This is a genomic window from Streptomyces dangxiongensis (assembly GCF_003675325.1).
GTDB classification, from domain to species: Bacteria; Actinomycetota; Actinomycetes; order Streptomycetales; family Streptomycetaceae; genus Streptomyces; species Streptomyces dangxiongensis.
In genome coordinates this window covers 6,249,920-6,261,191 of sequence record NZ_CP033073.1, presented here as the reverse complement: position 1 = coordinate 6,261,191, position 11,272 = coordinate 6,249,920, and the positions used below count along the sequence as shown (strand labels likewise).

Annotated in this window: 10 protein-coding genes and 2 pseudogenes; 7 read left to right on the top strand and 5 right to left on the bottom strand. The window is 73.1% G+C overall.

Translation table 11 applies throughout. The features are described from left to right. Positions 1–70 precede the first annotated feature (70 nt). Both D9753_RS28270 and D9753_RS28265 read right to left on the bottom strand, forming a co-directional pair. Positions 71–748 (bottom strand): TetR/AcrR family transcriptional regulator, encoded by a 678-nt coding sequence (locus tag D9753_RS28270; protein ID WP_121789574.1) that lies wholly within the window; start codon positions 746–748, stop codon positions 71–73. Between the two features lie 64 nt (positions 749–812). After that, positions 813–1,364 (bottom strand): hypothetical protein, encoded by a 552-nt coding sequence (locus D9753_RS28265; protein WP_240468307.1) that lies wholly within the window; start codon positions 1,362–1,364, stop codon positions 813–815. Between the two features lie 192 nt (positions 1,365–1,556). Between D9753_RS28265 and hmgA the strand changes: the two genes are divergently transcribed. Continuing rightward, on the top strand, positions 1,557–2,867 hold the full coding sequence (gene hmgA / locus D9753_RS28260; RefSeq protein ID WP_121789573.1) for a homogentisate 1,2-dioxygenase: 1,311 nt from the start codon (positions 1,557–1,559) through the stop codon (positions 2,865–2,867). Between the two features lie 45 nt (positions 2,868–2,912). Next, positions 2,913–3,659, top strand: a complete 747-nt coding sequence (locus D9753_RS28255) for a GntR family transcriptional regulator (RefSeq protein WP_121789572.1) — start codon at positions 2,913–2,915, stop codon at positions 3,657–3,659. Between the two features lie 94 nt (positions 3,660–3,753). Here the strand turns inward: D9753_RS28255 and D9753_RS28250 are convergent, their stop codons facing one another. The 3 genes and pseudogenes from D9753_RS28250 to D9753_RS28240 all read right to left on the bottom strand — a co-directional run bounded on the left by D9753_RS28250 (position 3,754) and on the right by D9753_RS28240 (position 6,341). Continuing rightward, positions 3,754–4,989 (bottom strand): IS701 family transposase, encoded by a 1,236-nt coding sequence (locus tag D9753_RS28250; RefSeq protein ID WP_121789571.1) that lies wholly within the window; start codon positions 4,987–4,989, stop codon positions 3,754–3,756. 79 nt (positions 4,990–5,068) lie between these two features. Beyond that, a pseudogene (locus D9753_RS28245) lies at positions 5,069–5,745 on the bottom strand (IS5 family transposase); the annotation flags it as partial. An 80-nt stretch (positions 5,746–5,825) separates the two neighbouring features. Further along, a complete protein-coding gene (locus D9753_RS28240; RefSeq protein WP_121789570.1) occupies positions 5,826–6,341 on the bottom strand; it encodes a hypothetical protein in 516 nt (171 codons plus the stop codon). A gap of 135 nt (positions 6,342–6,476) precedes the next feature. Between D9753_RS28240 and D9753_RS28235 the strand changes: the two genes are divergently transcribed. The 5 genes and pseudogenes from D9753_RS28235 (at position 6,477) to D9753_RS28215 (ending at position 11,258) form a co-directional block, all read left to right on the top strand. Continuing rightward, positions 6,477–7,763, top strand: coding sequence for a sensor histidine kinase (locus tag D9753_RS28235; RefSeq protein ID WP_121789569.1), 1,287 nt, complete (start codon positions 6,477–6,479; stop codon positions 7,761–7,763). Next, positions 7,751–8,401, top strand: a complete 651-nt coding sequence (locus D9753_RS28230; protein WP_121789568.1) for a response regulator transcription factor — start codon at positions 7,751–7,753, stop codon at positions 8,399–8,401. Before D9753_RS28235 ends, D9753_RS28230 begins: the two co-directional genes overlap by 13 nt. A 25-nt stretch (positions 8,402–8,426) precedes the next feature. Continuing rightward, a pseudogene (locus D9753_RS28225) lies at positions 8,427–8,555 on the top strand (IS5/IS1182 family transposase); the annotation flags it as partial. A gap of 165 nt (positions 8,556–8,720) precedes the next feature. Further along, complete coding sequence (locus D9753_RS28220) at positions 8,721–9,875, top strand: type ISP restriction/modification enzyme (protein WP_121789567.1); 1,155 nt, start codon at positions 8,721–8,723, stop codon at positions 9,873–9,875. 147 nt (positions 9,876–10,022) lie between these two features. Then, complete coding sequence (locus tag D9753_RS28215; protein WP_240468306.1) at positions 10,023–11,258, top strand: CaiB/BaiF CoA transferase family protein; 1,236 nt, start codon at positions 10,023–10,025, stop codon at positions 11,256–11,258. Positions 11,259–11,272: the final 14 nt, after the last annotated feature.

The window sequence follows — 11,272 nt, the reverse complement described above, 5'->3', positions numbered from 1 at the left end:
GTGGAGCGGACGGGCTCGCTCGGAGCATACCGAGCGGTATGCCCGCTGGGGAGTCCCGGTGGCCGGCCGTTCAGTCGAGCGCGCGCCCCAGATAGGCCCGCAGCAGCTCCCGGGTCTCGGCGATGATCGCGTCGTCGCCCTGCGGATCGATCCGGAAGGCGAGCTGGACGAGGGTGTCGGCGCTTTCCACGGCGACCAGGAAGACCCGGCGCAGCTCCTCGTCCGGGGTGCGGGAGAGATAGGCGGAGAGCAGGTCGGTCAGCCGGTCGGCGACCCGGGTGTTGGGCTCGCTGTGGCGGCTGCCGACCGGTATCTGGTTGCCGAAGTCGACCAGGGAGAAGCCGGGCGCGGTGCGCTTCATGGCCAGGTACTCGTCCAGGACGGCGTCCATGGCGGCCCGCCAGTCTCCCCCGCGCCGCTCTCCCCCGGCCGCGGTTCCCCGCGAGCGGGCGCCGGCGCCGCCGCTCCCCTCGCTCCCCTTCTTCAGCCGCTCGGTGACGCGCTCGACGTAACGCTCCAGGTTGCGCTGGGCGAGGGCGTCGGCCATCTGCCGCTTGTTGCCGAAGAAGCGGTAGACCGAGCCGATGGGGACCCCGGCGCGCTGGGCGACGGCGCGGGTGCTCAGGGCGTCGTAGCCGACCTCGTCGAGGAGTTCGGCGCAGGCGTCCAGGATTCTGGTCAGCCGTTCGGCGCTGCGCCGCTGGACGGGCGCGCGGCGGAGCGATGTCGCGTGGGGCACGGGCTTCATGATGCCTTTCCGCCGGGGTCCGGTGAAGCTCGTCCCACAGTACGGAGAAAGGTGGCCGATGCACTCATCCGCCGGCGCCGGGGGCGGCGTCACCGGCCGGGGGCGGCGGCGCGTCCGCCTCCGCCGTCCCCACCCCGTCCGTCTTCGCCGCGTCCGCCTCCGACATGTCCGCCTCCACCGTCGCCGTCGCGTCCGCTCTCGCCCCGTCCGCCTCCGCCCCGTCCGTCTCCACCGCGCTCGCCACCCCGTCCGCCTCCGCGCCCGACACCGTGACGTCGGCGGTGCTCTCGACCGGCTTGCCCCGCACGGCCCACACCGTGCCGTCGTCCGCGTACAGCCGGGCGGTGACGTGTTGGGTGCCGCGCGGGACGAGGGCGGCGGCCAGCGGGTGCGCGGCCGGGCGGCCCGGCCGCCGTCGACGAAGAGGGAGACGACCCCGCGCCCGGTGACCGCGACCGGCCGGGCGCCGGGTGCGGAAGCGGCGGAAGGCCAGCCGCACGTCCCGGCCGCCGCCGGCGGCCGGTGTCACCTCGATGCCGATCCCTGGGGCGTCCTCCCTGGCCACCTCGCGCGGGTTCCGGCCGGTCCCGTCGATGCCGTCCGGCACCGTTCCCACGGGTGAGGACGGGACCGTGCCCCCGTGCGCCCCGCCCGTCGCGCAGGCCGCCGCTCCGAGCGGCAGCAGGACGTACACCGCGAGCGCGGCGAGAGGTCCACGCGTCCACCGGGAGGAGCCGGGACCCCTTGCGCAGTCCCCCACTTGATTCCTACGGTGATGCATAGGAATCAGCGGCGCAAGGGAGCGATGATGAGCGGGGACGCGCGGAAGACCGCCGAGGGGCTGTCGTACCTCACCGGGTTCGGCAACGAACACGCCTCGGAGGCGGTGCCGGGCGCCCTGCCCGAGGGCCACAACTCACCGCAGCGCGCGCCGCTCGGGCTGTACGCGGAACAACTGAGCGGTACGGCGTTCACCGAGCCGCGGGCGTACAACCGCCGTTCCTGGCTGTACCGCATCCGCCCGTCGGCCGCACACCCGGCGTTCGCCCGCACCGGCAACGGCGGGCTCCGCACGGCCCCCTTCACCCAGACCGTGCCCGACCCCAACCGGCTGCGCTGGAACCCGCTGCCCGAGCCGCCGGCGGGCACCGACTTCCTCGCCGGCCTGTGGACGCTGGGCGGCAACGGCGACGCGAGCCAGCGCACCGGCATGGCCGTGCACCTCTACCACGCCAACGCCTCGATGGAGCGGGTCTTCTCCGACGCGGACGGGGAACTGCTGATCGTGCCAGAGCGGGGCGGGCTGCTGCTGCACACCGAGTTCGGCCGGCTCCAGGTCGAGCCCGCCGAGGTGGCACTGATCCCGCGTGGGGTCCGCTTCCGTGTGGAGCTGCTGGACGAGTCGGCGCGCGGTTATGTGTGCGAGAACTATGGGGCGTCGTTCCGGTTGCCCGACCTCGGCCCGATCGGCGCGAACGGACTCGCCGCGCCCCGGGACTTCCGGGCGCCGGTGGCGGCCTACGAGGACGTGGAGGGGCCGGTGGAAGTGGTGAACAAGTTCTGCGGCAACCTGTGGGCCGCCACCTACGACCACAGCCCCCTGGACGTGGTCGCCTGGCACGGCAACTATGTGCCGTACGTCTATGACCTGCGCCGCTTCAATGTGATCGGCACCATCTCCTACGACCACCCCGACCCCTCCGTCTTCACGGTCCTCACCTCGCCCTCGGACACCCCGGGCCTGGCCGGTGTCGACTTCGTCGTGTTCGCGCCGCGCTGGCTGGTGGGCGAGGACACCTTCCGGCCGCCGTACTTCCACCGGAACGTGATGAGCGAGTACATGGGCCTGGTCGAGGGCGCGTACGACGCGAAGGCGGAGGGTTTCGTGCCCGGTGGCGGCTCGCTGCACAACATGATGTCGGCGCACGGCCCGGACCGGGAGACGTTCGACCGGGCGAGCGCGGCCGAGCTGAAGCCGCAGAAGGTCGACGACGGGCTGGCGTTCATGTTCGAGACCCGCTGGCCGGTGACCCTGACGCCGCTCGCGGCCCGGGCGGACCACCTCCAGCAGCACTACGACGACGTGTGGCAGGGGCTCGAGCGCCACTTCCGGGTGTGACGGCCGCATTGCGCCGACCGTTCGTCGACAGGTACGGATAGCCGCGTGACCTCCTTCGCTCCGGATTCGATCGTCCTGAACCGCAAGCTGCCGCTGTGGTACCAGGTGTCGCAGTCGCTGCGCGCCTCGATACTGGGCCGCTCCCCCCAGGACCCGCTGCGCCTGCCGACCGAGGAGCGGCTGGCGCAGCACTACGGGGTGAGCGTGCTGACCATGCGGCAGGCGCTGAAGGAGCTGGAGGACGAGGGGCTGATCAGCCGGCACCGCCGGCGCGGCACGTTCATCGAGCCCGGGGTGCGCCGCGGCGCTCCCGTGCGGCTGCTGGGCTCGGTGGACGCCATCGTGGCCCAGCAGTCCGGGATGACGGCCGAGCTGCTGGACCACGGCGCGGTGCCCGTGCCCGCCGGGCTCGCCGAGTACTTCCCGGACCTCGCGGAGGTGACGGCGTACCACCGCCTGCGCAGCGACGAGAAGACCGGCGAACCGACCAACCACGCCGTCAACCACATCCGCCCCGACCTGGCCGCGCTCATCGACCCGGACGACCTGGTCCGCTGGCCGATGACCAAGGTGCTGCGGGACGTGGTGCGAGCGGACATCAGCCGTATCACGGACACCGTGGAGGCCCGCCTCGCCGACCCCGAGACGGCACGCCTGCTGGAGGTCCCGCTGCTCAGCCCGATCCTGCACTACACAGGCGTGACCTACGACGGCGAGGGCCGGGTGCTGGACGTGGCCGTCATCCACTACCGGGGCGACCGCTTCTCGTTCACCGTCACCCTGGACGCCTAGTACTCCAGTCAGAAATCGTTGCCTGAGCTGGTTCTTCTTCGGTAGTGGCAGCGGCGGGCTGTGGCTTGGTGTCGTCTGCGCCAGAGGGACCAGTTCAGGGCATGTGCAACGGGTCCGAGGCGGGGTGTGGGGCGGGGCAGCAGAGCGTCCAGGAGTCGGCGGACTTCTGCCACGGTGAAGTGGATGGTGCTGGTGGGCTCGTTTCTGCGGCCCCCCTTTCGGTGGTCTGGGCTGCGACGGCGGCCAGGAACGCGTGGGCGAGCATGGCAAGTGTGATGTGCCGGTACCAGCCCGGGTAGCGGCGAACTTCGTACTGGTCGAGGCCGCATTCGTTCTTCGCTGCCTGGAAGGCTTCCTCGATCGCCCAGCGCGATCCGGCGATGCGGACCAGGTCGGTGACGCTGGTGCCGTTGGGTGCGTAGGCGAGGTAGTAGGCGATCTCCTCCGGTCGGGCCGGGCTGCGGCGGGCCAGCACCCACCGCTGATGGGTGGGCCGGTCACCGTCGAAGACTTCGATCACCGGCAGACGGGCGGCTGCCCAGTCGTAGAGGCGCGGGCCTTTGGCGCCGTCGCCGCAGGAGCGTCGTTCCCACGCCTGATCGGGAACGTCGGCGATGGCCTGGTCGATACGGCCGAAGGGAGCGTGCAGTTGCTGGGACTTCGGCACGGCCAGGACATAGCCGATACCGGCTTCCTCCAGGGTGCGGCGCATGCGCCATTCCTGTCCATAGGCGCAGTCGCCCGTCACCCAGGCGATCGGGAGGGGGGAGGCAAGAGCCCGCAGGATCATCGCGCGGGCCAGTTCTCCCTTGGTCGCGAAGCCACGGCTGTCAGGGACTCTCGCCGCCCGGCACCGGTCTGCATCCGAGGTCCAGGACTTGGGCAGGTAAAGCTCCCGGTCCACCAAAGCCCTTCCTTTGGAGGAGGCATACGCGGCGAAGACCCCGATCTGGCAGTTCTCGGTACGGCCGGCGGTGCCCGAGTACTGCCGCTGCACGCCGGCAGAGGTGGTGCCCTTCTTCAGGAAGCCGGTGTCGTCGACGATCAGAACCCCGTCCGGGGTGCCGAGCCGCTCGGCGACGTACTGCTGCAGGTCGTCCCGGACCGCGTCAGCGTCCCAGGAGGCACCGTTCAGCAGGTGCTGGAAGCCGGCCGGTCCGCGGTGACCTGCGTACTCGGCCAGCTGCCAGCCGTTCTTCCGCTCCACCGGAGCCAGCAGACCACGCACGTAGTCCCGCATCCGCCACCGCAGATCCACCCGCGAGAAGCGGCCCGCCACACGGGCGAACACCGACTCCAACTCCCCAGCCCACAGGTCAGCTTCGCCCATCCCCACCATGCCTGGAACAACGAGGCCGACCAGCTCAGGCAACGATTTCTGACTGGAGTACTAGGCGGTTTCGTTTGGATCACCTGGCTGACCAGAGGAAGATGTTCGCAACGTGGAGTCCGGCCAGGTAGACGGCTGCTGTCTTCTCGTAGCGGGTGGCGATGCCTCGCCACTGTTTCAAGCGGTTGATGCAGCGTTCGACCGTGTTGCGTTGCTTGTAGGTCTCGCGGTCGAAGGCGGGTGGCCTGCCACCCCGGCTGCCGCGTCGCAGACGGTGGCCGCGTTGATCGGCCGGCACGGGGATGACCGCCCGGATGCCGCGCCGCCTGAGGTGCTCACGGATGGCACGCGACGAATACGCCTTGTCTGCGAGGACTGCCGCTGGCCGGGTCCGGGGCCGTCCACGCCGTCGGGGAACACGCAGCCGCGCCATCACGTCAGCGAAGGCAGGCGCGTCACCGGCCTCCCCGGCCTGTCCGGCGGTGAGATGGAAGGCCAGGGGCCGGCAGTTGCCATCGGCCGCGAGATGGATCTTCGTGGTCAGTCCGCCACGGGACCGGCCGATGGCGTGGTCGTACGGCTCGTCGGCCGGGGCCCCTTTTTGCGGGCTCCGGCCGCGTGCTGACGGGCTCGCACGATCGTGGAGTCCACCGAGACGACCCAGTTCAGCTCCTCGTCGGCGTCGGCCTGTGCCACAAGCGCGGTGAACACCCGCTCCCATGTGCCATCGGCGGACCACATCCGCAGCCGGTTGTAGACCCCCCGCCAGTTGCACCCGTGCATGGTGTTCTCCGGTGGATCGATTCGGTCCGTGGTACCTGGTCGGGCGGTCGGCGTCATGCGGGCCGGCTCAGCGCCCGCAGCGCCAGCCGGCCGCACAGCGCGGCGAGCGGCAGCTCGGCGCCGAGCGCCATGGCAACCGCGGTGGCGAAGTCGCCGCCCGGGGCCGCGGTCGTGGTGTCGAACCAGGCGTCCACCACAAGCAGCGTCGCGGTCGCGGCGGCTGCCAGGGCGTGCCGCCGGTCGCCGCGGGCGGCAAGGAGGCCGGTGGCGATCAGGCCGAGCGCCTCCAGCGCGTCGAGCCCGACCCAGGCGACCGGCCAGTGCACCGCGGTCGCGGTGGCCGGCAGGCCGGTGGCCAGCACGTACAGCCACGGCAGCAGGGCGAGCCCGCAGGCGACCAGCAGCCACCCGGCCCGCCGCATGCCCCGCGCCGGGCGCGGCTCCTCCGCCTCTTCGTGGAGCGGGATGACCTCGGCGCGGTCGAAGCCCTCGGCACCGGCCACTTCCTCACCGCACAAACCCAGTTGACGCATCGTCTTCCCCCGCTCCCCGCCGGCTCTCCCCTTCACGTGCTCCACCCTCCGCCGCACACCAGGGCGCCGTCAGTCACGCAGGGTTCCGACCCAGGGTGGAGATAAGTGCACCCCCGAACCGGGCGGGAGCGTCATGGCACGGGGATGGCCTGCGGCTTTACCGTTTGACGCATGCAACTCACGACGTGGCTGCAGCTTGTGCTGGGCCGGCCGTTCCGCAGGGCGGGACACCGGACCGCGCTCGTCGCCGCCGGCCTGCCGCTCCACCTCGCCGTGGTGCCACTGTGGCTCTGGCTGCTCGGCACGATGGCGGCGTTGGTGCCGGCCGTGACTCCGCTGCCCGTGCTGCTCACGCTCGTGGCGCTGCCCGTGCTGCTCACGCTCGTGGTGACACCCCTGCTGACCGTCGGGCAGCGGCGGCGCTACCGGGCGCTCGTCGGCAAGGACCTCCCGCGCCCCGCCGTACCCGGGCCGGGACGCAACTGGAAGTCGGCGGTGCGCCGGCTGACCGCGCGGGCCTTGTGGCGGCAGGTCTGCTACCACGCCGTGGCGGGTCCGCTACTCGCCGTCCTGGACCTCGCCGTCCTCGCCGTCTGGGCCGCCGCTCTCGTGGCCGCCTCCATCTACGTGTGGAGCTGGGCGCTGCCCCCGCAATGGCGGGTCACCGACCTCGGGTACACCACGCAGGCCGCGTACATCACCGCCGGCGGCCTCGCCCTGCTGTTCCTCGGGCCCCGGCTGACCGGCGCTCTGGTGCGGCTGGACACCCGGGCGGCCGAGGTCCTGCTCGGCCCCAGCCGCACGGAGAAGCTGACCCGCCGGGTCGCCGACCTCGCCGAGAGCCGGGCCGGCGTGCTCGACGCCGCCGACGCCGAGCGGCGGCGGATCGAGCGCGACCTGCACGACGGCGCGCAGCAGCGCCTCGTCTCACTCGCCGTCAACCTGGGCCTGGCCAGGGCCACCCTCGGCGACCTGCCGGAGGACGCCCGCAAGGTGATCGACGAGGCGCACCGAGAGGCGAAGGAGGCGATCGCCGAGCTGAACAACCTGGTGCGCGGCCTGCATCCGGCCGTCCTTGAGGACCGCGGCCTCGACGCCGCGCTGTCCGGGGTCGCCGCCCGCCTCCCGATCCCGGTGCGCGTGGCGGTGGACCTGCCGCAGCGACCCTCGCCCACGGTCGAGGCCGTCGCGTACTTCGTGGTCTCCGAAGCCCTGACGAACGTGGTCAAACACGCCCAGGCGACCCGGGCGGACGTGACCGTGGACCGGATCGGGGAGACACTGCTGGTGGTCGTCGCGGATGACGGCGCGGGCGGCGCGGATCTCGCAGCGGCCGACGGCGGCACCGGGCTCTCCGGGCTCGCCAAGCGCGTCGCGTCCGTCGACGGCACGTTCTCCTGCCGCAGCCCCGCCGGGGGCCCGACCGTCATCACCGTGGAGCTGCCGTGCGCGCCGTGATCGCCGAGGATTCCCTCTTGCTGCGCATCGGCGTGGTCAAGGTGCTGGAGGCGGCCGGCTTCGAGATGTGCGCGCAAGTCGCCGACGCAGAAGGGCTGCTGGCGGCCGTCGAGGAGCACCGTCCCGACATCGCCGTGGTCGACGTGCGCATGCCGCCCGGCTTCACCGACGAGGGAGTACGTGCCGCGCTGGTGATCCGCCGCCAGTATCCGCGTACCGCCGTGCTCCTGCTGTCGCAGTACGTGGAGGAGCGGTACGCCGCCGATCTGCTCGCCGCCAACACCTCGGGCGTCGGCTATCTGCTCAAGCAACGGGTCGCCGACGTCGAGGAGTTCGCCGAGGCGGTACGCCGGGTGGCGGCCGGCGGCACCGCGCTCGACCCGCAGGTCGTCGCGCAGCTACTGGTGCGCCGGCACAGCGATCCGCTCGACCGGCTGACAACGCGCGAGCGGGAGGTGCTGGAGCTGATGGCGGGCGGCCGGTCCAACTCCGGCGTCGCCGCCGAGCTGGTCGTGAGCGAGAGCGCTGTCGCCAAGCACATCAACAGCATCTTCACCAAGCTCGACCTGCCCAAGGCCGACGCCGACCACCGCCGCGTCCTAGCGGTGCTGCGCTTCCTGGGCGTTGCGACCGCATAGTGCGCGATCACGCCCCCATGCCCACAACACGGTCGAACGCTGCATCAACCGCTTGAAACAGTGGCGAGGCATCGCCACCCGCTACGAGAAGACAGCAGCCATCTACCTGGCCGGACTCCACGTTGCGAGCATCTTCCTCTGGTCAGCCAGGTGATCCAAACGAAGCGGCCTAGGCGCTCCCCCGTCCCGCGGCCCGCGACGGCCCACCGTCCGTCCGCGGACCCGTCGCAGCCACGCGCCGACCCGCCCCGGCCGGTCGTTCGCGCGGTGGAGCCGGGTGCCGCACACGGCCCCCGCCCCGCCGGAGCGCTGTCGTACGATGCCCCGCGTGACGCACGACGACGCTCCGCCGCTGGCGGACCTCATGCCGTGGTCGGTCGCACCCCTGCGGCTGGGCCGCGCCTGGCCGGCGGCGCCGGATCCGGCGTCCCTGCGGGCCCGTTGGGACGCCCTGCTGAAGGCCGGGGGGCCGGACCGGGAGGCCCTGTTCCAGCCGAGTCGCGCCCGCACGCTCACCTCGGCGGTGGGCCGGCTACCCGGCCGGGCCGGCGGCACGCAACGCCTGGTGCGCGCCGAGGGTCCTTGCGCGGAGCCGGTCCGGGTGCTGGCCGCTCCCTTCGACGAGCAGTGGCTGATCCCGGACCACCGGCTGATCGACACCGCCCGCCCGGAACTGTGGCGGGTGGCGGACGCGCACCAGGTGTTCACGGTGGAGACGGGCGATGCCGGCACCCCGCTGCTGGCGACGTCGGTGCTGCCCCTGCTGCGCACCGGCCGCGTCCGCCCGCTCTACCGCCGCCCCGGGGGCACGGAGCCCAACCTGGTGCCCGGCCTGCCGGACCACCTGGCGGCCCGGCTGGGCGCGCCCCCGTCGGCACCGGACGTGCTGGCGTGGATCCTGGCGGCGGTCCGCCCGGACCTCACCGTCCCGCTCACGGCGGACCCCGGTCTGTGGTCCGCGGGCGTGGACCTGGGCCGCCGCATGCTGTGGCTGTTGCGTCGCGACGGCGAACGCCCCAAGCTGCCGGGCGGGCGCCGCCCCTACGTCCGCGCGCCCCTGCCGGGCCGCCCGTCGACCCTGAGCTACGACCGTGCCGAGGAGACGCTGCACCTCGACGAGGGCCGCGTCTCCCCCGTGCCGCCGGAGGCCTGGGACCTGGAGGTGGCCGGGGTGCGGGTCCTGGAGACCTGGTTCGCTGCCCGCACGGCCCCGTCCGGGGCCGGCACCCTCGCCGCGATCCGCCCGGCGGCCTGGCCGCAGGCCTGGACGTCGGAACTGCTGGAGCTGATCACCGTCCTGGCCCTGCTGGCGGAACTGCGTCCGCTGCGGGCCGCGCTGCGGACGACGTCACCGGTCACGGCGGCCGACCTGCGCGACGCCGGCGTCCTCCCGCCACCGGAGCGCTCCCGCCGCCCCGCCTCGGTCCTGGACCACCACGAGGAGGGCCCGGACGGCCAGTTCGCCCTGGTCTAGCGCACGGACACGACACGACGACGGAGGGAACACGCCACGGGTCCGGACGGCCGGCAGCCGCGGACGCCGTCTCCCCGGCGAGGTCCCGGGCCGGCGGCCAGGCCCCCACTGCTGACAAAGGCGCCGCTCAGGGGCCATGATCCGGGCATGGATCAGCCGATGGACCCGCACGCGCCCGAGAGCCAGCCCCTGCCCCAGCCCCTGCCTCTGGCGGGCATCACCGTCGTCGCCGTCGAACAGGCCGTGTCCGCGCCCTTCGCGACCCGGCAACTCGCCGACCTGGGCGCCCGGGTCATCAAGGTGGAGCGGGTCGACGGCGGCGACTTCGCGCGCGGCTACGACACGGCGGCCGGCGGTCTCGCCTCGCACTTCGTGTGGTGCAACCGCGGCAAGGAGTCCGTGGCCCTGGACCTGAAGGACCCGCGCGGCCTCGACGTCGTACGGCGGCTGGTCGCGGACGCGGACGTGTTCGTGCAGAACCTGGCGCACGGCGCGGCGGCCCGGCTCGGCCTGGACGCGGCCACGCTGTGCGCCGCGCACCCGCGGCTGGTCGCCGTGGACATCTCGGGGTACGGCGGCTCGGGACCGTACGCGGACAAGCGGGCGTACGACATGCTGGTGCAGTGCGAGGCGGGGCTGGTGTCGGTGACCGGGACGCCGGAGCAGCCGGTGAAGGCGGGGATCCCGGCGGCGGACATCGCGGCGGCCATGTACGCGTTCTCGGGGGTCCTGGCCGCGCTCGTGCGGCGCGGGACGACCGGGCGGGGCGGTCCGGTGGAGGTGTCGATGCTGGAGGCGCTCGCCGAGTGGATGGGGCATCCGCTGCACCACGCGATGCACGGAGGCGAGCCGCCGGCGCGCACCGGGCTCGCGCACGCCGTCATCGCCCCGTACGACGCCTATCCGACGGCGGACGGCGGGCGGGTGCTGCTGTCGGTGCAGAACGACCGGGAGTGGCGGCGGCTGGCCGGACAGGTCATGGGCCGCCCCGAGCTGGGCACGGACCCGGCGTACGCGACCAACGCGGCCCGGGTGGCGCACCGGGAGCGGACCGATTCCCTGGTCGCGCGGGCGCTGGGGGCGCTGGGCACCGAGGAGGCCCTGGCGCGGCTGGAGAAGGCCGGCATCGCCTGTGCGCGGCTGCGGGATCTGCACGAGCTGGCGGAGCATCCGCAGCTGGCGGCCCGGGAGCGGTGGCGTCAGGTGGGTTCGCCGGCCGGGCCGCTGAAGGCGCTGCTGCCGCCCATCACGATGCCGGGCGGGGACGAGGCACGGATGGGCGACGTGCCCGCGCTCGGGCAGCACACCGGGGCGCTGCTGCGCGCCGTGGGGATGACGGACGACGACATCGCAGCGCTGCGCCGGGACGGTGTGGCGGCCTGAGCGCGGGAATCGCC